The following is a 21,771-nucleotide window of genomic DNA, read 5'->3' as shown; positions in this document are numbered from 1 at the left end:
GCAAGACCACCATTTTTGTTTTCCCGGGGAGGGCCGGAGCACCCCCGGACGTTGCCTAGAGGCCGAGGGATGCGTTGCCAACCGCCGCCAAGGATCCGGCGATGACCAAGACCCCGCCGGCCAGGACCAGGTAGCCCGTGATCAGGCCTGCAATGGCAAAGCCGCGGCGGGGCTTTTCGCGGCGCAGCGACAGGTGCCCGCACACGACGGCGGCCAGCTGGGGCAGCAACAGCACGCCGCCGGTGACCAGGCCGAGGATGCCCGCCACCATCGAGATGATGCCCAGGACGTTTGAAACGCCCGCCATGGAAGCAGGGTCCATCGGCTGCTGGTACATCGGCTGCTGCTGCGCATAGGGGCCGGCCTGCGGATTTGCCTGGGGCGCGTGGGGCGCCTGGTTCAGGTAGGGATTCTGCGGGGTTCCCGGCGGGGCGTACAGAGGCTGGTCCTGGTACGGATTCCGGCCCGGGAATGGCTGGTTGCCCGGTGCGGGTGCCGGCGCCGGTGTTGCCTGGGGTCCCTGCGACCACCGGGGATCGTGGGGATCGGCAAAGGATGGCTCGTTGCCGTCGTTGTTCTTCGCGTCCTTGGGGTCCTGCATGGCCTACTCCCAACACCAGCCACGGGCGGCCTTCGCACGCGGTTTCATCCTCCACCTTATCCATTCGCCGGCCACAGCACGTTCACACCGGCCGCTCAGGATGCGGTGAAAGAGTTGGCTGCATGGCCAACGAAACCATGAAGAAAACCTCGAACGACCACAGTCAACACCGGGCGGTTCCGCCGTACCTGTTGGCGTCCATGGCCGCATGCGACGGCGCCTGGGAAGCCCCGGCATCCATGCGGGAATTCATTGCCCGCGCGCCGTTCGGCGAGGAGTCCGACCCCGTCGGGCCGGAGACCCGCACCCGGATTGCCGCCCGCGCCAGGCAAACGCTCCTGCTGGACCAGGCCTTGCGCCACGACCGGCAGCTTGCGGAAACTCCTTCCCGGACGATCCTGATCGAGCCTTCCGGGCGCCTGCAGCGCACCATCAGCGATGCACAGGGGATCGAGGTGACCCCCGGCGTACTGGCCCGGGCCGAGGGCGACGCCCCGGTCGACGACGGCGACGTCAACCGGGCCTATGACGGGCTCGGCGCCGTCCATGACTTCCTCGCCGACCAGTTCAAGCGTTCCAGCCTGGACGGGGCGGGCATGGCGTTGCGCGGCACCGTGCACTACGGCCACGAGTACGACAACGCGTTTTGGGACGGCACGCAAATGGTCATGGGCGACGGTGACGGCGAGATCTTCAATTCCTTCACCTCGTCGCTCAGCGTCATCGCCCACGAACTGGGCCACGGGTTGCTGCAGTACACGACGAATTTCAAGTACCACGGCCAGTCGGGGGCGTTGAACGAATCCATTGCCGACGTCCTGGGTGCGCTCGTGGAACAATTCGTCGCCGGCGAGGAGGCCGCCGACGCCAGCTGGCTCATCGGCAAGGGCCTGTTCCACCCTCGGGTGAACGCCAAGGCGCTGCGATCCATGGCCGCGCCCGGCACCGCCTACGACGACCCGATCATGGGCCGCGACCCGCAACCGGCCCACATGGACGGCTACATCCACACCAAGGAAGACTCCGGCGGCGTGCACCTGAACTCGGGCATTCCCAACCACGCGTTCTACCTGTTTGCCACGGCACTGGGCGGCCACGCGTGGGAGCGTGCCGGGTCCGTGTGGTTCAACGTCATCGTCACCCGGTCGCTTCCGGAGGATTCAACCTTCGCGACCTTTGCGGCGCAAACACTCCTGCAGGCCCGCCGGGACTACGGCGTCGGGTCCGCGGAGGACAAGGCACTGGCCACGGCCTGGGACGGCGTGGGAGTGGTTCCCCAGTTCAAGGACGAACAAGAAGCCGCGTGAAACCATGAACGAGCTATTCATTGTGCAGGTGCGGCGCAGCGGCGGGGTGGCCGGCATTTCCCGCGTCGGCGTCCTGGAGCTTCACGTCCACGATTCGCCGCCGGAGGACGAACCCTGGGTTCGTCTGGCGCTCGGGGCGCTGGAACAGCTCCGCCGCCTCGACGCCGACGTCGATCCCGGACAGGTCCGCGACGCCTTCGATTGGTTCCTGTCCATCGACGGCGAAGGCCACCGGGTTCCGGACACCCTGTTGACCGGACCCGCCCGGCAACTGGCCGAACACGTCATCAAGACGGCACGTTGACCGGGTCTCGCCGGGTGCCACATGAGAATATTGGTTCATGTCTCATCCCCGAGCCGGCACCCCGGCGATGCCCCATGACCTGATCGATCTTTCCGCGGTTCGCGACGCCTACTTCTCCATCCACCCGGATGCGGCCGACCCCGCCCAGAAGGTGGCCTTCGGGACCTCCGGACACCGCGGTTCTTCGCTGAACGGGTCCTTCAACGATGACCACATTGCCGCGATCACCCAGGCCATCGTCGAGTACCGGGCCGGGCAAGGGATCACCGGGCCGGTCTTCGTGGGCAAGGACACCCACGCGCTCTCGGACCCCGCCCAGGACACCGTGCTGGAGGTCCTGGCCGGAAACGGCGTGGCGATCCTGGCCGACGCCCGCAACGGCTGGACCCCCACGCCGGCGCTCAGCCACGCGGTCCTCACCCACAATGCCGACCCGGCGGCCGCACGCGCGGACGGCATCCTCATCACCCCTTCGCACAACCCGCCGGCCGACGGCGGCCTGAAGTACAACCCGCCGCACGGCGGCCCCGCGGACACCGACGCCACCTCCTGGATCGCCGACCGCGCCAATGAGCTGCTCGCCGCCGGGCTGCGCGGCGTGAAGCGCACCTCCCTGGGTGCCGCCCGGCTGACCGGCAAGATCGGCGCCTTCGACTTCATGGCCTCCTACGTCAACGACCTGCCCTCGGTGCTGGACCTGGACGCGATCCGCAACGCGGGCGTGCGCATCGGCGCCGACCCGATGGGCGGGGCCTCGGTCGACTACTGGGGGGCGATCGCCGAAACCCACAGGCTCGACCTCACCGTGGTGAACCCGGAGGTCGACCCGCGCTTTGCGTTCATGTCGCTGGACACCGACGGCAAGATCCGCATGGACTGCTCCTCGGCCTCCGCCATGGCCTCGCTGATCGCCCAACGCGATTCCTTCGACATCGCCACGGGCAACGACGCCGATGCCGACCGCCACGGCATCGTCACCCCGGATGCCGGGCTGATGAACCCGAACCACTTCCTGGCCGTGGCCATCGACTACCTGTACGCCAACCGCACCGGCTGGTCCAGGGACGCCTCGATCGGCAAGACCCTGGTGTCCTCCTCCATGATCGACCGCGTCGCCGCGGGCCTCGGACGCAAGCTGGTGGAGGTCCCCGTCGGCTTCAAGTGGTTCGTGCCGGGCCTGCTGGACGGCTCCGGCGCCTTCGGCGGCGAGGAATCCGCGGGCGCGTCGTTCCTGCGCCACGACGGCAAGGTGTGGACCACGGACAAGGACGGCATCATCATGTCCCTGCTGGCCAGCGAAATCACGGCGACCACCGGCTCCACCCCGTCCCGGCACTACGCGCGCCTGGCCGAAACCCACGGTGCGCCCAGCTACGCGCGCATCGACGCCCCGGCCACCCGCGAGCAGAAGGCCAGGCTCGGCAGCCTGTCGGCCACCGACGTTTCGGCCGACGTGCTTGCGGGCGAACCCATCACGGCTCGCCTGACCGAGGCCCCCGGCAACGGGGCGAGGATCGGCGGGCTGAAGGTCACCACCGAAAACGCCTGGTTCGCGGCGCGCCCGTCGGGCACCGAGGACGTGTACAAGATCTACGCCGAGTCCTTCCTCGGCGACGAGCACCTGGCCCGGGTGCAGGCCGAGGCCAAGACGATCGTTGATGCCGTCCTCGGCTAGGAACGTCTAGACACAGCGGCGGGGGGGGGGGGGGGCGCGGGGGGGCCCCCCCCCCCCCCGGGGGGGGGGGGGGGGGGGGCCCCGGGGCCGCCCCCCCCCCCCCCCCGGGGGTGTTATTTATCTATGGGGCCGGGTTGGCGGGCGGGCGGGGGTTGTCTCGGTCGCTTCTTTTTTTTTTCCCCGGGGGGGGGCCCCCCCCCCCCCCGGGGGGGGGGGGGGGCCCGCCCCCCCCCCCCCCCCCCCCCCCCCCCGCCGCTGTCTTTGCGGTACTGGCCGCCCGCGTCCCGGCGCCTAGAGCAGCCTGTCGATGATCTTGCTCTTCGCCCAGGTGTACGGCGGGTAGATGGCCTTGAGCGTGTCGACCACCGCGGTCTTGACCATGACCGGGCGCATCTGCGAGAGGCGCTCGAATCCGTGGCGGCCGTGGTACGAGCCCATGCCGGAGGCCCCGACCCCGCCGAAGGGCAGCGACGGCACGGCAAGGTGCAGGTTCGGGGCGTTGTGCACGATCGCCCCGGCACGCACCTGGTCGCCGAAGGACGACTGCAGGCGCGGGTTTTCGCTGAACAGGTAGGCCGCCAGCGGGTTGGGGCGCGAGTTGATGAACCGCACCGCCGCGTCGAAGCTGTCGACCTTCATGATCGGCAGGATCGGCCCGAAGATTTCCTCCTGCATGAGCGGCGAATCCGGATCGACGTTGATCATCACCGTGGGTTCGATCTTGAGCGTCGCCTCGTCGTATCCGCCGCCGATCACCACCTCGCCCTGCGCCAGGTAGGAGACGAGCCTGTCGAAGTGCGCCCGGTTGACGATGCGCCCGTAGTCACGGCTGTGAATCGGCGTCTTGCCGTAGAACCCGGTGATGGCCTTGGCCAGCTGCTTTTCCAGGGTCTCGGCCGCGTTGCCGACGGCCAGCACGTAGTCCGGCGCCACGCAGGTCTGGCCCGCGTTCATGAACTTCCCGTAGGCCAGGCGCCGGGCGACCGCCGCGTGGGATCCGTCCATCACCACGGCCGGGGACTTGCCGCCCAGTTCCAGGGTGACGGGCGTCAGGTGTTCGGCCGCGGCACGGGCCACGATCTTGCCGACCTTTTCCCCGCCGGTGTAGAAGATGTGGTCGAACCGCTGTTCCAGGAGGACCTTGCTGGTGCCGGCGCCGCCCTGGATCACCGCGTAGGCACGCTGGTCCAGGAACTGCGGGATCAGCTTGCCCAGGGCGATCGAGGTGGCGGGGGCCAGCTCGGAGGGCTTGAGCACCGCCACGTTGCCCGCGGCGATGGCCGCAACGAGCGGGGCGAGCATCAGCTGCAGCGGGTAGTTCCACGGGCCGATGACCAGCACCACGCCGAGCGGCTGCGGCTCGATCTTGGCCGCCGCGGGGTGCAGCGCCAGCGGGATCTTCACCGCCTTGGATTCCATCCACTCCGAAAGGTGCAGCTGGGCGTGGTCGATCTCGGCGCGCACCATGTCGATTTCGGTCAGCTTCGCCTCGACCGCGCTCTTGCCCAGGTCGTCGGCCAGCGCATCGATGAAGTCCTGCTGGTGCGCATCCAGCATGCGTTCCAGGGCCTTGAGCTGCGATGCCCTGAAGCGCCGCGGGTGCGCCAGGCGCGTGGCCACCACGTCGTGCATGGCGTCGACGATTTCGACGATCCTTGCGGGGTCCTCGGCGACGACCCGGGGTAGCTCAAGCTCGTTCGACGCCGCGCTCTCCAGGGGAGCCACGGGTTCGGAAGTGTAAGGAAAAATGCCCATACCCAGAGCCTACGGCGCAGCCACCTGCTGCAACAGGGTGCCGCGCCCGGCGTGCCCCGCCCGAATCGCCGGCGGAGGAAACGTAGTTGCACTGCGGGCCTGCCCGTGGGGTAGGCTCGCGCTTAGTGACACGGGGTGTTGGCGCGCACGCGACCAACTGAGATAAGACCCGTCGCACCTGATCTAGTTCGTACTAGCGGAGGGATGTTGCTAATGGAATCCATTGCGCCTTCATTTGTTGTAAGCCCCGGCGAGTTGGCCGACTGCGTGTCGGCCCTGCGCGCCTCCACCCCCCTGATCCAGTGCATCACCAACACTGTGGTCACCAATTTCACGGCCAACGTGCTGCTGGCCGCCGGCGCCTCGCCGGCCATGGCGGACCTGCCCGGGGAGGCCGGCGACTTTGCCGCGATCGCCTCCGGAACCCTCGTCAACCTGGGCACCCCCTACGCCGAACAGCGTGCCGGCGCCCTTGAGGCCGTCGCCGCCGCCAACGCCGCGGGCACCCCGTGGGTGCTGGACCCGGTCGCCGTCGGCGCCCTGCGGGTCCGCACCGAGCTGGCCTTCGAGCTGCGCGGGCTGAACCCGACCGTCATCCGCGGCAACGCCTCCGAAATCATGGTGCTGGCGGAGTCCGGCAACGGCGGCCGCGGGGTCGAGTCCACGGATTCGGTGGAATCCGCCGCGTCCCACGCCCGCTCGCTGGCCCTGCGCACCGGAGCCGTGGTTGCGGTTTCCGGACCGCGGGACCTGGTGACCGACGGCGCCCGGACCGTGCTGGTGCACGGCGGCAGCAGCCTGCTGACGCGCGTGACCGGCGGCGGATGCGCCCTCGGGGCCATCTGCGCGGCATTCCTTGCCGTCCACGACGACGCGCTGGTCGCGACGGTCGCGGCACACGCGTTCTACTCTGCCGCCGCCGAGCGCGCGGAACTGCTCAGCAACGGGCCCGGCTCCTTCGCGGTGAATTTCCTCGATGCGTTGTCGCTGGTCGGCCCGCAGGAACTCATGGAAAAGGCGGTGCTTTCCTGATGCGGGACCTCAGCGTCTACCTGGTCGCCGATTCGGCCTCGACCGCCGGCCGGCCCCTGGATGAAATCATTGCGGCCGCGGTCGAAGGCGGCGTCAAGACGGTCCAGCTGCGCTGCAAGGACATGCCCGCGGCCCAGTTCCTGGAGGTGGTCCGCAAGTCCTCCGTGCACACCGAGGGGCGGGCCGACCTGCTGGTCAACGACCGCGTCGACGTGTACCTGGCCGCGCGCGCCGCGGGCGCCAGCGTGCAGGGCGTGCACATCGGCCAGTCCGACATCCCCGCCGAGCTGGTCCGTGCGCTCATCGGCCCCGACGCGGTGCTGGGCCTGAGCGCCTCCAAGGACGCGCAGATCGCCGCCGCCAACGAGCTCAACGCCCGCTTCCCCGGAACCATCGACTACCTGGGCGTCGGGGCGGTCCACGCCACCCCCACCAAGAAGGACCACCCCGAACCGCTCGGCCACGCGGGACTGGCCCGCGCTGTCGCCCAGAGCGCGCTGCCGTGCGTGGCCATCGGCGGCCTCGGGTTGGTCGATGTCGACGGTGTCGTCGCCGGCGGGGCCACCGGCATGGCCGTGGTCCGCGCCATCTGCTCGGCGGAGGACCCGCAGGCCGCCAGCGCCGAGCTGCTCGGAGCCTGGGAAGGGGCAACCCGATGAGCGAAAGCATCGAGCCAGCCATCAAGAACGTCCTGTCCATTGCGGGTTCCGACCCGTCCGGCGGCGCCGGCATCCAGGCCGACCTGAAAGCGATTGCCGCCTGCGGCGGCTACGGGATGGCCGTCATCAGCGCGCTCACGGCCCAGAACACCCACGGGGTGCGGGCCGTCCACGTGCCGCCGGCGCAGTTCCTGAACGAGCAGCTGCTCGCGGTGTCCGACGACATCGCCATCGATGCCATCAAGATCGGCATGCTGGCGAACGCCGGGATCATCGACACGCTCACCGACTGGCTGGCCGCAACGCGCCTCTCGGCCCCGGTTCCGGTGGTCCTTGACCCGGTGATGATCGCGACCAGCGGCGACCGGCTGCTCGACGCCGACGCCGAGGACGCCCTGCGCCGGCTCTTCGAACATGCCGACGTGCTGACCCCGAACATCCCCGAGCTCGCCGTGATTGCCCGCGCGGAGGTCGCAACCACCTGGGAAGAGGTCATTGCCCAGGCCCGGCGGGTCGCGGCGACCTACTCGGTGCTCGTGCTTGCCAAGGGCGGCCACCTGGCCGGTTCCGACTGCCCCGATGCGCTCATCGACGCCAACGGGGTGCTGCACGAGGTCGTTTCCCCGCGTCTGGACACCCAGAACACCCACGGCACCGGATGTTCCTTTTCCTCGGCCCTGGCCACGCACTACGCACGGACCGGCGACTGGACAGCATCGCTCATCGCGGCCAAGCGCTGGCTGACCACCGCGATCGCCGGCGCGGACCGGTTGCGGGTCGGCAGCGGGCACGGCCCGGTCAACCACCTGGGCCAGCTCTGGGCCGGGGAACCGCTGGCCACCGCCGACGACTCCATGTGGCTGTGGTGGGAAGCCATCGAGTCCATCCGCGGCGGAATCGACGACCTCGCCTTCATCCGCGGGCTGAAGGACGGCACGCTGGGGCGCGTCGACTTCGAGGACTACCTGGGGCAGGACGCCCTGTACCTGCGCACCTACGCGCGGGTCATGTCCCGGGCCTCCGAACTGGCGCCGACCGCCGAGGACCAGCGGTTCTGGGCGGCGAATGCCAGCGGCTGCCTGGAGGAGGAGCTCAAGCTCCACCGCGGGCGGCTGGAGGAGCGCGTGCCGGACCCCAGCGGCACCACCACCGCCTACCTGAACCACCTGGTGTCGTGCTCCAACGACTACGCGGTGCTGGTGGCGGCCCTGCTGCCGTGCTTCTGGATCTACCAGGACGTCGGCGCGCGGCTGGCCGCGGCAAACCACGCCGCCCACCCGTACAACGACTGGCTGTCCACCTACTCCTCCCCCGAGTTCGACAAGTCGACGGCCCAAGCCATCGAGGTCTGCCGGACGCTCTTCGACGCGGCGGATGCGCGGACGCGCACCAACATGTGGAAGGCGTTCGAGGCGTCAAGCGCCCACGAGCTGTACTTCTTCGCGCAGACGGCCGCCGACCGCCAAGGTGCCGATCGCTGATCCCGGTGGGTAAAATGCCAAACGGGTTTCCACGCATTTCGTTCCACGTGAAACCCGTTTGGCATCACCCATCTTGAACTCTCGCGCCCGGAAGGCACCCATGAGCAACCGATTCGGCATTGGCTGGAAACTGCACGGCAACGGCAAGACCATCACCCCGGGCACCGCGGTGGCGCCCGACGAGCGTCTGGCCTGGCCGCAGACCATCGGTGTGGGAGTCCAGCACGTCATGGCGATGTTCGGCGCCACGGTGCTCGTGCCGACCATCACCGGCTTCCCGGTCACCACCACGCTGCTGTTCACGGGCCTGGGCACCCTGCTGTTCCTGCTCATCACCGCGGGCCGCGTCCCGTCCTACCTGGGTTCCTCCTTCGCGTTCATCGCGCCCGTCACCGGGGCCATGGCCACGCACGGCATGGGCGGTGCGCTCGGCGGGATCGTGATGGCCGGCGCCTGCCTGTTCATCGTGGGCCTGATCGTGCAGAAGGCCGGCACCGGCTGGATCCACGCGCTGATGCCGCCGGTGGTCATGGGCACCATCGTCGCGCTGATCGGGCTTAACCTGGCCACCACCACCACGGAGAAGATCACCACGGTCCCTCTGACCACCTTCGCCACGGTGCTGGCCATCGTGGTTTCCACGGTGTTCTTCCGCGGCATGCTCGGGCGCCTGTCCATCCTGCTGGGCATCATCGTCGGCTACCTGGTGGCCTGGGCGCAGGGCCAGGTCGACTTCTCGAAGATCGGCGACGCACCCTGGGTCGGGCTGCCGGACTTCTCCGCGCCGACCTTCCACTTGGACACCCTGACCTTGTTCCTGCCCGTGGTGTTCGTGCTGATCGCCGAGAACGTCGGCCACGTGAAGACCGTGTCGCTGATGACCGGCAAGGAGCTTGACGACGTGAACGGCCGCGCCCTGATGGCCGACGGGGCCGCGACCGTGATCGCCGGCTTCGGCGGCGGCTCGGGCACCACCACCTACGCGGAGAACATCGGCGTCATGGCCTCCTCGCGCGTCTACTCGACGGCCGCCTACTGGATCGCCGGCATGGTGGCCATCGCCCTGGCGTTCCTGCCGAAGTTCGGCGTGCTGATCAACACCATCCCCGCCGGCGTTGCGGGCGGCGCGGGCATCGTGCTCTACGGCATGATCGCCATCGTCGGCGCCCGCCTCTGGGTGCAGAACAAGGTCGACTTCTCCAACCCGATCAACCTGATGACCGCCGGCACAGGCCTGATCATCGCCATCGCGCTCTTCGGCGAGAACGTGCTGTCGATCGGCTCCATGAACTTCGGCGGCATAGCGCTGGGCACCGCGGCGACCCTCGTGGTCTTCCACCTGATGCGCGCCATCGCCCGCGCCCGCGGCACCGAACCCACCGACACCGAGGAACTCGGCGGGGCCACCCACTCGAAGCTCGGCTAGCGACGCAACGGCGTGAAGCCCTGGGAAAGGTCCTTGTGGACCATTCCCAGGGCTTCTTGCGTGTCGCCGGCCAGGCGATCAGGCGCTCAGTTGACCACGATCGGCGGCTCGGCCTGGAGCTCCTCCTCGTGCGTGAGCTTCTTGATGCTGGAAGTCAGCGGCGAGCCGTCCTCGCGCTGCATGGCAAACACCGAGTCGATGGTGGGCGCGCCGTCCAGCACCGGCCCCTGGCCCTGCAGCGGGATGTCCAGGCGCGGCGTTTCCCGCGTCAGGGCGTATTCCGCGCCGCGCACGAAGAACGTCACGGGCAACTCGCTGTCGATCGTTTCGGCCGCGAGTTGCACCGTGAAGACGTCCGGCTCCACCCGGATCCGGACTTGGTTGTCGCGCCAGCGCAGGGAAAACTCCAGGGCGTTCCAGCTGATCGGCAGCCGGGGGTCGAACCTCAGCTCCCCCGTGTCGTCGCGCAGTCCGGCGAATCCATGGACCAGGGCGGCCCAGACACCGCCGGTGGAAGCCACGTGGACCCCGTCGGCGGTGTTCCCGTGCAGGTTTTTCAGGTCCACGTTCAGGGCATGCTCGAAGTACTCGTAGGCCAGGTCCCGGTAGCCGACCTCGGCCGCCAGGATCGACTGCACCGTGGCCGACAGCGTTGAATCCCCCGTGGTCAGCGGGTCGTAGTAGTCGAAGTCAGCGCGCTTTTCCTCGGCGCTGAAGTCCGAGGAGCGCAGCCACAGCGCCATCACGGTGTCCGCCTGCTTCAGCACCTGGAACCGGTAGATCACCAGCGGGTGGTAGTGCAGCAGCAGGGGGCGGTGGCTTGCGGGTGTTCCCGCCACGTCCCATACCTCGCGGTTGAGGAAGCCCGCATCCTGCGGGTGGATCCCCACCGATTCGGAGAACGGGATGTGCATGGCGTCCGCTGCCCGCAGCCACTGGTCGATTTCATCCCGGGTCAGCGAAAGTTCGCCGGCGATGCGTGCGTAGTCCGCGGGGAACTCATCGGCCAGGTATCCCATGAGCCGCACCGCGTAGTTCAGGTTGAAGCGGGCCATGACGTTGGTGAAGGTGTTGTCGTTGACCACCGCGGTGTATTCGTCGGGGCCCGTCACTCCGTGGATGTGGAAGCTGGGCCCCTTGGAGCTGTCGCGCCAGAACCCCAGGGAGTTCCAAAGCCGTGCCGTCTCCACGACGATTTCCGCGCCGCCGTTGAGCATCAGGCCGGAGTCGCCGCTGGCCCGCACGTACCTGGCCAATGAATAAACGACGTCAGCGTTGATGTGATACTGGGCCGTTCCCGCGGGATAGTAGGCGCTGGCTTCCTCGCCGTTGATGGTGCGCCAGGGGAAGAGGATGCCGTGCTCGTTGAGCGTTGCGGCGCGCCGGCGCGCCGCCGGGATCATGCTCACGCGGGCCCTCAGTGCGTTGCGGGCCCATTGCGGGTTGGTATAGGTCAGGAACGGAAGCACATAGATTTCCGTGTCCCAGAAGTAGTGTCCGCTGTAGCCGTCCCCGGACACGCCCTTGGCGGAGATGCCCATGCCGTCGGCGCGAGCCGAGGCTTGCGCCAGCTGGAACAGGTTCCAGCGGATCGCTCGCTGCAGAAGCGGATCGGCGTCCACGAGCACATCGGCATGGGACCAGAACTCGCCCAGGAATTCGCGTTGCTTCCAGAAGAGGTCGTCGGCTCCGCGTGGCACCAGGTGCTTCAGTGCCCGGACGCCCCTGGTGGTCATTTCCTCCGTGGTGTGGCGGCGCGAGCTATGGTACGTGGCGAACTTGTCCATGTGCAGGGCCTGGTCCCGGTCCAGGTAGACCGAGACGTTGCATTCCGCCCTGGCATCGGTGACCACGTGGGACTTCTCGATTTCCGGTTCGCCGCCCGCGACCCTGATGACGTGTTGCATCGCCGTTGCCACGGACATGTTTGAACCCTTGACGTAGTAGCTGAGGGCCTCGATCTCCCCGTCGTCGTAGGTGCCGCCCGGCTGGAGGCTTTCTTCTCCGCTTTCTTCCTTTTTCCGCGGATCGAAGGCGGCTTCTCCCGCGTCGGCCTCGGCCGGAGTGATCACCGGGGCTCCCGTAGCCTGCCCGATCAATGAGGACTGCACGAAGACGTGTGCCGGCGCATCGAGCAATCTGACGCTGATGCGGAACAACGCCAGGTGGCGCTCGGAAAAGGAAACCATGCTGCGGGTCCGAACTGAGACGCGATGGCCCTCCGCCGTTCGCCACAGGGTGTCGGAAATATGCGTTCCGTCCTTGAAGTCGAGCCGGAAGTCGTCCTTCAGGATCTCCGTCCTGCCGACCTCCAGCGCTTCGTCGTTGATGTACACGCGAACGGTTCGGGCATCGGGTGCGGCAACCATCGTCTGTCCGGTTTCCGCCAGGCCAAAGGCGGACTCTGCATGGCGAATTTTCCAGGTTTCGTGCAGTCCGTTGATGAACATCCCCTTGACGCAATCGCCGATTCCCAGCGAATTTCCGCGCATGCCCAGGAAGCCGTTGCCCAGTGCGAAAACGGTTTGTTCCACGGACGGGTCTGCCGGTCGCGGATGTTCTCGACTGTAGGACCATGAGTCCAGGTTCCAGGCGTCCCTGGCCTTTTTGCCGACGAGGTCGCTGAGGTCGCCGACCACCACATCCGCGCCGGCCTCCCGCAGCGCTTCTGCCGGCTGGTCGCGGGCAACGCCCACCACCAATCCGAAACCGCCCGCAGCGCCGGCTTGGACACCGGAAATGGCATCCTCAATGATCACGCATTCGTTGACGGACCATCCGAGGTCAAGGGCTGCCGCCTTGAAGGTATCCGGGGCAGGCTTTCCCGACAGGCCCCGCATGGATGCCTGAAGCCCTCCGATCACGACGCTGAATTCATTGCGCAGGCCCGCGGCTTCCAGGACGTCTTCGGCGTTCCGTGATGAAGACACGACCGCGACGTCCAGGCCTGCCTCCTGGATCTGCCGCAGGTAGTCCAACGAGCCCGGGTACGGGGCGATACCTTGTTCATGCAAAATGGCCCGGAAAACATCGTTCTTGCGATTGCCCAGCGAACAAACCGATGTCTGCCCCGGGGCGTCGGTTTCATGCCCCCAGGGCAAATCGATGCCTCGATCCTGCAGGACCGCGGCAACCCCCTCGTAGCGCGGACGTCCGTCCACGAGCCCGAAGTAGTCTTCTTCGGTGTAGGCCCGGGTCTCACCCAGCGCGGTAAAGAAATCATCAAACAACTGCTGCCAGGCTTCTCGATGGACCTCGGCAGTGGGCGTCAAGACCCCATCCAAATCAAAGAGCACAGCCTTGAAATCCCGGTGCCGATAAGGCACGGCGGGGGCGAAGGGTTCACGCATATTGAGATCATCCATTCCGTGTCGATCGAAGCACCTCGAACGCTAGGATCACGCGATCAGCAAGTCAAGGAATACCCGGGGGTCCTCGATTCGGAGGTAGGCCAAGCCTAACCACACGCACTGTTCGGGAAGCACAAAATTACTGCGTTGGACCTAAAAATTCGGTGAAAGTTTGTCCCGGCCACGCGCAAAATGCGGAGCAAACCCGGTACCGAGCAGCTTCCCACCACCCAATACACGCGTTGATGGCCAACCTCACAGAAAAGTCGACGGTTCTCTCGATACGATGGATGGGTGGCTGAGTGGATGAAGACGTGGGCGGAAGAAGAATGGCAGTTCGATGTTGAGGCATGGATCGACATGGCTTGCGAGACATATGCGATAAAACGCATATCCCCTATTCAGATAGGCATTCCATCCATTCGATCCATACATGTCCGCGTTCATACCGATGCCGGACAACTTTTCTTCAAGGCACTGGCACCCGGACAGCTCTTTGAGGCTCGGTTGACCGCTGCGGCTGCCAGCCTGGCTCCGGAGCAGCTGGTGATGCCCATGGCCATAGACCCCGAACGCGGCTGGATGCTCAGCCCCGACTACGGTGCAACCCTCGACGAGCTGGCTCCAACGCCGGAGCTCTGGGCACGAGCATTGGGTTCCCTGGGGCGGCTGCAAAGCAGCCTGGTGCCTTACGAGGAACCGCTTTTCGATGCGGGACTACAGGTCATGGATCCTCAATGGCTGCCGGAGGAATTCAACAATGCCCTGATGCTGCATGCCTCGCTGCCGGCAGAGCACCCGTTGGGGATACCGGCCCGCGATGCCGACCACGCATTTGAAGTCTTCGGAGAAATCGAAGAGGCCTGCCGGCAGCTTGGCGCCGGGCCCATCCCGCTCAGCCTGGAGCACGGTTCGTTCGATCTGCGCCGGGCCTTCGTGCCCACCGATGAAGTCGCGGCGCCGCGCCTGTTGAATTTGTCCGATGCCCATTGGGCGCACCCTTTTGCGTCGCTGGGCCGGGCCGTCGATCGGATGCGCATCGATTTCCAGGCCGACTCCGACGACCCTCGCATCATGCAGGCCATCGGGGCATATCTGACCGAGTGGTCCGACTACGGAACGGCCGATGAACTCTACGAGCTTGTCGCCCCGGCCTTGAGAATCGCACCCCTGCACATCCACGAGACTTGGCTGAGGCTGCTGGCCGAAGCGGGAACGGCCGAAATGCGGCGCTGGGCCCCGCGGGCCTTGGAACCGCTGGCCGTGTTGGCCATGCCAGCCCCGTAGCAACGCCAGCAGCGCACCCGAGGTCTAGACGCCTGGGTCGTTTTGGGGCCAGTGCCCACGCTCCCGCATGACCTCGGCCAGGATGTCCGCACGGTCACTCATGATGCCGTCGACACCCAGATCCAGCAGCCTGTGCATTCCCGGGGCATCGTTGACGACCCAGACATGAACCTGGATGCCTGCTTCGTGCGCATGCCGCACGAAGGATTTTGTCACCACGGGGAATTTCCCGTGGAATTCCGGGACCTGCAGAGCGGCAAAGGTGCCAAGCCCGCGATGCGGCAGCCGAACCAGCTTGCCCAACATTGTTGCCGCCGCAACCCCCAACACCCCCGGGCTCGTCGCCACCGGACGGCTCAGGAGACGCTGGGCGGAAATGCGGCGCCGCCCCAAGAAAGAAGCGACCAGAACCCGATCGTGCGCCCCGTTCCGCTCGATGACCGCAGCCAGCTGTTGGGCACTTGGCTCGTCTTTCACGTCAACATTGAAATGCGCCAGCGGGAACTCCATGAGCAGTTCCTCAAACGTGGGCACGGGCTCCCCCGCCACGCGAAGTTCACGGATCTCGGCGGCGCTGAGGTCGGCGATATTGCCGGTTGCACCCGTCAACCGTTCCAGGGCTTCGTCGTGGAAGACCACAAGCACGCCATCGCGGCTGGTGTGCACGTCGGTTTCGAGATAGCGGAAACCCAAATCGTAGGCGGCATGGAATGCCTTGAGCGTGTTTTCCTCGCCGTCGGGCGCAAACCCCCGGTGGGAGAACGCCAGCGGCTGCCCCTGAAGCTCCCCGCCCGGGGTGTTCAACAAATAGGGTGCCGAGCCAACGCGGGAAGTGTTCATGAACGGGCCTTTGGTTTTGTGCTGGGCTGACGGTCCCGGCCGGAGCTAGGACACAGGGGGTTCGGAGGAGTCCAGGATGTTTTCAATGATCTGGGCAACGCCATCGTCCTCGACACCCGGCGCCTTGAACGTCGCCGCGTCGAGCGCGGTCCGGTGCCCGGAGGCCATTGCATAGCCGTAACCGGCCCAGGCGAGCATTTCCTGGTCGTTGGGCATGTCCCCGAAGGCCGCCACCTCACTGGAATCAATCCCCAGATCCCTGGCGTAGTTCGCAAGAGCCACGGATTTGTTGATCTTGGCATGGGCCATCTCCAGGAGGGAAACATTCTGCGCCGAATGGGTCACCGTGACAAGGGAGGCAAGATCGTCCGCCACGGCCGCCAGGAAGTCATCGGAGCTTCGCGTCCGCGACTTGGCCAGGAACTTCACCACACCCTGCTCGTTGAGCAGGGTGGACCGCAGGTCGAGGCGCTCAAATCGTGAAATGAGTTCCAGCTCGTGGGGCTCGGCGAAGCCCTCTTCAAGGTGAAGACCACTGGTGGTCTCGGCGGCAAAGGTTGCCGTGGGTTCGGCCTTGGTGATGATTTCGCGGGTGCGCTGGAGGATGTCGACATCGATGGTTTGCGCCCAGATCAGCTTCTCTTGTTCAAGGTCGTAAAGGACCGCCCCGTTTGAACAGATCACGGTACCCAGGTGCCCAAATGCCTCGCGCACCGGCGCCAGCCAGCGGAAGGGGCGGCCCGTGACGAATACGATGCTGATACCGCGCTCACGGGCCCGGTGGAACGCCTCGATCGTGCGTACGGAAATGCTTCCGTCTTCGCGAATGATGGTTCCGTCCAAGTCGCTTGCGATCAAACGCACAGTCATGGGAAGTACAGCCCTTCCCGCTAGCGGATTTCTTCGCGGAACGGCGGATTCGCCCCGGCCCGCGAAACGGTGATTGCGGCGGCCCTTGCCGCGTAGTCGAGAATCTCTTCGAGGGTGCCGGTGTCCAGCTTGTGTAGCCTCTCCCGCTGCCCGCTGCCGAGCAATCCGCGGTCGGCGAGGGCCGAGATCATCGCGGAAATGAAGGAATCCCCGGCGCCCACGGTGTCAGCGACATCAACCAACGGGGCAGCGGCACGCGCCGTACCCGAAGCGACAAGACCCCAGGGGCCACGTGACCCATAGGTTGCCACGATCATTGCCGGCCCCAGTTCCAGCCATGCCGCAGCGGTTTCCTCGACGCTGCGCTGCGGGTAGAGCCATTCCAAATCGGAATCGGAGGCCCGGACCACGTCGGCGAGGGCGACGAATCGTTCGACCTTGGCCACGGCCTCGGAATGGTCAGTGATGAGCGAGGGCCTGATATTCGGGTCGTAGGAGATCGTGGCGTGCGGCCGCACCCGTTCGATGAGCCGAAGCACCTTCTGCGCGCCAGGTTCGGCCATCGTCGCCAGGGATCCGGTATGGACCACCTGGGCATCGGCCAGTGCCGGCGTGTCCGGGGCGATCGGGGGCAGATCCCACAGCAGGTCGAAACTGTAGGTGGCGGCCCCGACCGGGTCGAGGATGCCGCGGGCGGTGGACGTCGAGTGCCCGTCTTCGCCGCAGATATGCTGCACGTTGTTGGCGCTCAGCTGCTGCTGAATCATCCTGCCGTATTCGTCTGAACCCCAACGGCCAATGAACGTGACGGGGTGACCCAAACGCGCCAAGCCAACGGCAACGTTCAGCGGGCTGCCCCCAACGAAGGAACGTGGTGCGCTTATCCCGCCCGAAAGCACGTCGACCAAGGCTTCGCCAATGACGGTTAGCACATCCGTCTCCTCACCGATTTGTTATGAGCCTTCAATATACCGTTCAAGCGCCCGTGAACAGGGGTTCCGGCGAGGCTACTCGCCACCGGACCTGCCGGCCGCGAGCATGCCGAGTCCCTCGACACACATTTCCCAGGCCCTGTCGCCGGGGGTGATGAGCCCGTAATGGTCTCCCTCGAATTCAAGGTAGTCCACGGGCCCTCCTGCGGCCATGGCCCGCCGGGCAAAGGACCTGCCCAGTTCCACGGGAACGTCCTCGTCCGTCGTGCCATGCAACATCAGCAGGGGGATGCCCAGCGGAATGCGATCCGCCGGGTCCGCCCACTTCCAACGCTCGGGATCCTCCGCGGGGGCGCAGCGCATCAGGAGCCTCGCTGCGTGGTCGCTCAGGGCCAAGGATTCTGCCAGGGCAAGATCCAGCACCCCGGCCTGGGAGATCACGGCATCGAGGCACCGCAGGGTTTCCGGGAGCGCGCCCGGGGCAGCCGGCGGCAACAGGTGCCGGCCGGCCGCCCACAAGGCCAGGTGGCCGCCTGCGGAGTGTCCGATACCAACCCGCGGCCCGGGCTCGAGGCCCGATGATTCAAGCGCGGATTCCAACCCGTCCAACCCCGCGGCAACGTCGAGGAAGGTTTCGGGCCATCCCCCGTCGCCGCCATTGGTGCGCCGGTACTCCAGGTTCCACACCACATAGCCCCGATCTCGCAGATCGCGGGCCAAGGGGCGGCCGTACTCCGCTCCGTAGGCCTGGCGCCAGAAACCGCCGTGGATGATGATCGCGATTGCGGCGTGTGCCCGCGAATCGGGAACCCATAGTTCGGCATACTGGCTGGGGTGTTCCCCGTAGTCGAAGCGTTGCGGTTCGTACACGGGTTCCACTAGCGTCCCGGGAACTCCGGGGCACGCTTGGCAACGAATGCCGCGCGCCCCTCCACCGAATCGGCGGTCTCGAAAGCCTTCATGAAGGAGCGGACCTCGGCCTCCAGCCCATCGGCAACATTCAGGCCGGCAATCTCGTTGATTGCATCCTTTGCGTTGGACACGGCGGTAGGTGCCTTGGCCGCAATTTCCTCGATGGTGTTCTTCGCCCCGGCCAGAAGCGATTCGACGTCTTCGAAGACCTGGTTGACCAGGCCGATGCGCAACGCCTCTGCGGACTTGATGCGGCGGCCGGTATAGATCAGCTCTCGGGCCATGCCGATGCCCACCCGCTGTTGCAGCCGTACCGAGCCGCCGAAGCCCGGTACCAGGCCAAGGTTCACTTCGGGCTGGCCGAAGCTTGCATTGGTCGATGCATAGAGGAAGTCACAGGCCATGGCCAGTTCGCAGCCTCCGCCGAGCGCAAATCCGTTGACTGCGGCGATGACGGGCACCGGCAGCGCTTCAAGGCGCAGCGTCACCTCATGCATGCGTCGCCCGTACGCGGCGGCTGCAGTGGAATCCATGGAGTTCATTTCCAGGATGTTCGCGCCGGCCACGAAGGATTTCTCCCCGGATCCGGTGATGATCACGCCCCTCACGGGCCACTGGGCATCGCGCCCGATCCCGCCCAGCACGCCCGTAAGCGCGTGCAGGTCTTCAACGACAGCTGCAGCCAATGCGTTGAGCGACTCGGGCTGGTTGATGCTCACCAACAACGCATTCCCGTGCTTTTCAACGAGCAGGGTCTGATAGGTTCCGAAGTCCACGCGCACTCCCTTGTGATTGGTATCTCATCCCAGCGTCTCACGAGTGGTGCGAACGCAAGGATTCCGCCCCGGCGTGTTAATCGTTGTTAACCCACACCGGGGCTGGAACCGACGAAAGTCCGCTATCGCTTGCCGCCGCGACCAGCAGGCTTTCCGCCGCGCTTCGCGCCGGGCTTCCGACCGGTGCGGGCCGCAGATTTCTTCTTGGCTTCGGCCTTTTTGGCCGCCTTGGCCTGTTCTGATTGCGAAGTCTGGCGGCGCTTGCGCGCAATCTCCGCCTCTTCCTGCTGTTTTTGCGCAACCGAGGCCTGGCGGGAGGAGTTCTCGCCGCGGCCACGGACGACCCCAATGAATTCCGCGATCACCGGATCGTCAGGCTCGTCCCCCACCGGAGCAACCCATGCGATACCGATACTGGTTGTCGCAACATCGGAAAGTTCCTTGTGGAACACGTCTTTACGGTGGTGCAGACGGGCGACGCTGAGCGGCAGCACGAGCAGGCCGGCACCGGAGGAACAGACCTCCATTGCCATTGCCGTTCCACCGATTTCTTCGGGGTAATCGGCAAGGTCGAGGAAGGTCTGGTCGGCAAGATCGGCCAGCGCAACCGGCTCGTCGTAGAGCTCGAGGTCGTGGTCCTTGGCCGCGCACACCACGGGCTGCTCGTCGTAGAGCGGAATCACGTGGATCTTGGGGGTCTTGGGGGATTCCCCCGTCTTGAACCTGACGAAAACGGCGTCCGATTCTTGGCTCTCGAGCCTCCCCAAGATGTCTTCCCCGTCATAACGGAGAGCCGTTAGAGGGTTTTGGGGATATCGTTCGTTCCAGCGCGTCAGCCATTTGCCGGGGGTGACCCCCGGTACATAGGCGATTTTTAGTCCTACCACTACCCCAGCGTACCGGTACGCTTGGGGATATGAGTGAGAAAACCCCACAGAGCATGAAGCCGGCAACTGCCGCAAAGAAATTGGGCATCTACCTGCCCGCAGCTCCGGCCGAGTTCCAGGAGGGCTCAGTCACCCGGGCTCAGTACAACGAACTGTTGTCCAATCCCCCGGCCTGGCTGGAAGAATTGCGAGCCAACGGCCCGCACCCTCGCCCGGTTGTAGCCCACAAGCTCAACGTATCGATCGCCGGATTGGCCCGTGCCGAAATCACCGAAGCACTGACCACGGCTGAGATCGAGGCCTTGCTGGCGGATCGTCCCGAGTGGCTGCAGCAGGAACGCGCGTCGCTGGCCGCGGTCCGCGCCGAAGAAAAGCGCGTGCGCGACGCTGCGGCCGCCAAGGGCGACCGCAGCTAATCACACATCATTTGAGGGCGGTGTCTACTTCACGGTCTTGACGATGTAGACATCGCACGGGGCTGCGTGTGCCACCGAGGTGGCCACGGAGCCAAGCACGCGTCCCAGACCCTTCATGCCCACGTTGCCGACCACGATCAGCGTGGCGTCGAGGCGTTCTGCCTCCGCAACCAGGACTTCCTGCGGCTTTCCGTGAGCTGCAGTGGCGCTGACCTTGGCGGTCGGCTCCGTGACGCGCAGGCTTGCAGCGCACTGTTCGGCAAGCTTTTCGGCCTGCTCTGCGTCATCCAGGATCCAGGTGTCGGTACCGATCTTGACGACCTCGGTGTTATCGGAGGCATGCGCGGTCACCACGACCAGCTCGGCATCCATGTTGACAGCGATGCGGGCTGCACGCTCCGCCGCACGCTGTGCGGTGTCGCTGCCGTCTACGCCAACAATAATTGTTTCTGCCATGTTCTAACGCTCCTTGTGTTTCTTGCCGCTTGTGGCGGCAGGGGTTTGTTATGGGTAAATCTGGTTACGAGACGTTCTGCTTGAGGAAATCCACAGCCCGGCTCCATGCCAAGCGCGCCTGTTCGGGACGGTAGTTACCCGTGGGGTTCTCGTCGTTATGGAATGCATGTGGCGCGTCATAATAGTAGAATGTGACGTCGGCACCCGATTCTTCCCGGATTTGCTGCTCTTGGGCCCGCGCCTTTTCAACCGGATAGAAGCCGTCCGCCTCGGCATAGTGGCCCTGGATTCTGGCACGAACGCCGGCGTAGCTTTGAGGCACTGCCTGGCCAACGCCGTAGAACGGCACGGCCGCGGCAATCTTTTCCCCTTGCTGCGCCGCCAGGGCCAGAACAAAACCCCCGCCCATGCAGAACCCGATGGTTCCAACCTTCTCGCTGGTAACGGCTTCAAGCGATAGCAGGTAGTCGACGGCGCCGGCCAGCAGTTCGGCGCCGGCTTCCGCGGGAAGATCGCTCATCATCTGTGCGGCCTCTGCGCCATCGTGGGTTATCCAGCCACCCATAAGATCCGGCGCAAGCGCAACGAACCCTTCGGCAGCCAAGCGATCTGCCACGTCGCGGATATGGTCGGTCAGGCCCCACCATTCCTGAATGACAATGACGCCTGGGCCTTTGCCTTCTTCCGGCATCGCAAGGTATCCATGGGCGGTCTGCCCCTTGGACGGAAATGAAACATTCTGATGTGGTGTCTTAGACGCCATGGTCGACTGCCCCTGTCATTCTCATACGCTCTAACGTTTGAA

Annotated in this window: 20 protein-coding genes and 1 riboswitch; of the genes, 9 read left to right on the top strand and 11 right to left on the bottom strand. The window is 66.0% G+C overall.

The window, feature by feature from the left end:
• Nucleotides 1–55: 55 nt before the first annotated feature.
• Nucleotides 56–601 (bottom strand): DUF4190 domain-containing protein, encoded by a 546-nt coding sequence (locus ACFY5D_RS11955; RefSeq protein WP_387529657.1) that lies wholly within the window; start codon nt 599–601, stop codon nt 56–58.
• Nucleotides 602–723: 122 nt separating this feature from the next.
• Between ACFY5D_RS11955 and ACFY5D_RS11950 the strand changes: the two genes are divergently transcribed.
• From ACFY5D_RS11950 to pgm, 3 genes are read left to right on the top strand one after another with little or no spacing between them, the layout of a single operon-like run.
• A complete protein-coding gene (locus tag ACFY5D_RS11950; RefSeq protein ID WP_387529654.1) occupies nt 724–1,908 on the top strand; it encodes a M4 family metallopeptidase in 1,185 nt (394 codons plus the stop codon).
• Between the two features lie 4 nt (nt 1,909–1,912).
• Nucleotides 1,913–2,212, top strand: a complete 300-nt coding sequence (locus ACFY5D_RS11945) for a hypothetical protein (RefSeq protein ID WP_387529651.1) — start codon at nt 1,913–1,915, stop codon at nt 2,210–2,212.
• Nucleotides 2,213–2,249: 37 nt separating this feature from the next.
• Nucleotides 2,250–3,887, top strand: a complete 1,638-nt coding sequence (gene pgm / locus ACFY5D_RS11940) for a phosphoglucomutase (alpha-D-glucose-1,6-bisphosphate-dependent) (protein WP_387529648.1) — start codon at nt 2,250–2,252, stop codon at nt 3,885–3,887.
• A 291-nt stretch (nt 3,888–4,178) separates the two neighbouring features.
• Here the strand turns inward: pgm and ACFY5D_RS11935 are convergent, their stop codons facing one another.
• Nucleotides 4,179–5,642, bottom strand: coding sequence for an aldehyde dehydrogenase family protein (locus ACFY5D_RS11935; RefSeq protein WP_387529645.1), 1,464 nt, complete (start codon nt 5,640–5,642; stop codon nt 4,179–4,181).
• 121 nt (nt 5,643–5,763) lie between these two features.
• Nucleotides 5,764–5,864: riboswitch (TPP riboswitch) on the top strand.
• Here ACFY5D_RS11935 and thiM point away from each other — a divergent pair.
• The 4 genes from thiM to ACFY5D_RS11915 all read left to right on the top strand — a co-directional run bounded on the left by thiM (nt 5,856) and on the right by ACFY5D_RS11915 (nt 10,240).
• Nucleotides 5,856–6,674 (top strand): hydroxyethylthiazole kinase, encoded by an 819-nt coding sequence (gene thiM / locus ACFY5D_RS11930; protein WP_387529642.1) that lies wholly within the window; start codon nt 5,856–5,858, stop codon nt 6,672–6,674. Its footprint overlaps the riboswitch before it by 9 nt.
• A complete protein-coding gene (gene thiE, locus ACFY5D_RS11925; RefSeq protein WP_387529640.1) occupies nt 6,674–7,333 on the top strand; it encodes a thiamine phosphate synthase in 660 nt (219 codons plus the stop codon). The genes thiM and thiE overlap by 1 nt, the downstream gene beginning before the upstream one ends.
• Complete coding sequence (gene thiD / locus ACFY5D_RS11920) at nt 7,330–8,814, top strand: bifunctional hydroxymethylpyrimidine kinase/phosphomethylpyrimidine kinase (RefSeq protein ID WP_387529637.1); 1,485 nt, start codon at nt 7,330–7,332, stop codon at nt 8,812–8,814. The genes thiE and thiD overlap by 4 nt, the downstream gene beginning before the upstream one ends.
• A 100-nt stretch (nt 8,815–8,914) precedes the next feature.
• A complete protein-coding gene (locus ACFY5D_RS11915; RefSeq protein ID WP_387529634.1) occupies nt 8,915–10,240 on the top strand; it encodes a uracil-xanthine permease family protein in 1,326 nt (441 codons plus the stop codon).
• An 86-nt stretch (nt 10,241–10,326) separates the two neighbouring features.
• On the opposite strand, the gene ACFY5D_RS11910 is transcribed toward ACFY5D_RS11915, so the two are convergent.
• Entirely contained in the window at nt 10,327–13,512 is a 3,186-nt protein-coding gene (locus ACFY5D_RS11910; protein ID WP_387529631.1) for an HAD-IA family hydrolase, read from the bottom strand.
• Nucleotides 13,513–14,097: 585 nt separating this feature from the next.
• Between ACFY5D_RS11910 and ACFY5D_RS11905 the strand changes: the two genes are divergently transcribed.
• Nucleotides 14,098–14,877, top strand: coding sequence for a hypothetical protein (locus ACFY5D_RS11905; RefSeq protein WP_387529628.1), 780 nt, complete (start codon nt 14,098–14,100; stop codon nt 14,875–14,877).
• A gap of 24 nt (nt 14,878–14,901) precedes the next feature.
• On the opposite strand, the gene ACFY5D_RS11900 is transcribed toward ACFY5D_RS11905, so the two are convergent.
• The 6 genes from ACFY5D_RS11900 to ACFY5D_RS11875 form a co-directional block, all read right to left on the bottom strand.
• Nucleotides 14,902–15,717, bottom strand: a complete 816-nt coding sequence (locus ACFY5D_RS11900; RefSeq protein WP_387529625.1) for a glycerophosphodiester phosphodiesterase — start codon at nt 15,715–15,717, stop codon at nt 14,902–14,904.
• Between the two features lie 45 nt (nt 15,718–15,762).
• Complete coding sequence (locus ACFY5D_RS11895; protein ID WP_387529622.1) at nt 15,763–16,587, bottom strand: HAD family hydrolase; 825 nt, start codon at nt 16,585–16,587, stop codon at nt 15,763–15,765.
• Between the two features lie 20 nt (nt 16,588–16,607).
• Nucleotides 16,608–17,486 carry a carbohydrate kinase gene (locus ACFY5D_RS11890; RefSeq protein WP_387529798.1) on the bottom strand — a complete coding sequence of 293 codons (879 nt, stop codon included), beginning with the start codon at nt 17,484–17,486 and terminating at the stop codon, nt 16,608–16,610.
• A 108-nt stretch (nt 17,487–17,594) separates the two neighbouring features.
• Complete coding sequence (locus ACFY5D_RS11885; RefSeq protein ID WP_387529619.1) at nt 17,595–18,389, bottom strand: alpha/beta hydrolase family protein; 795 nt, start codon at nt 18,387–18,389, stop codon at nt 17,595–17,597.
• A gap of 8 nt (nt 18,390–18,397) precedes the next feature.
• Entirely contained in the window at nt 18,398–19,207 is an 810-nt protein-coding gene (locus tag ACFY5D_RS11880; protein ID WP_387529616.1) for an enoyl-CoA hydratase-related protein, read from the bottom strand.
• A 122-nt stretch (nt 19,208–19,329) separates the two neighbouring features.
• Nucleotides 19,330–20,094: a LysR family transcriptional regulator substrate-binding protein gene (locus tag ACFY5D_RS11875; protein ID WP_387529613.1), complete on the bottom strand. Its 765-nt coding sequence runs from the start codon at nt 20,092–20,094 to the stop codon at nt 19,330–19,332.
• A gap of 29 nt (nt 20,095–20,123) precedes the next feature.
• Here ACFY5D_RS11875 and ACFY5D_RS11870 point away from each other — a divergent pair, with 29 nt between their 5' ends.
• A complete protein-coding gene (locus ACFY5D_RS11870; protein ID WP_387529610.1) occupies nt 20,124–20,510 on the top strand; it encodes a DUF5997 family protein in 387 nt (128 codons plus the stop codon).
• Between the two features lie 24 nt (nt 20,511–20,534).
• On the opposite strand, the gene ACFY5D_RS11865 is transcribed toward ACFY5D_RS11870, so the two are convergent.
• Nucleotides 20,535–20,966, bottom strand: coding sequence for a universal stress protein (locus tag ACFY5D_RS11865; RefSeq protein WP_387529607.1), 432 nt, complete (start codon nt 20,964–20,966; stop codon nt 20,535–20,537).
• Between the two features lie 64 nt (nt 20,967–21,030).
• Nucleotides 21,031–21,729 carry a dienelactone hydrolase family protein gene (locus tag ACFY5D_RS11860; protein ID WP_387529604.1) on the bottom strand — a complete coding sequence of 233 codons (699 nt, stop codon included), beginning with the start codon at nt 21,727–21,729 and terminating at the stop codon, nt 21,031–21,033.
• Nucleotides 21,730–21,771 lie beyond the last annotated feature (42 nt).

The organism is Paeniglutamicibacter sp. NPDC012692 (assembly GCF_042901625.1).
In the GTDB taxonomy this organism is placed as follows: Bacteria; Actinomycetota; Actinomycetes; order Actinomycetales; family Micrococcaceae; genus Paeniglutamicibacter.
The sequence above is the reverse complement of the archived record's forward strand: the minus strand, read 5'-3'. Positions and strand labels throughout refer to the sequence as shown.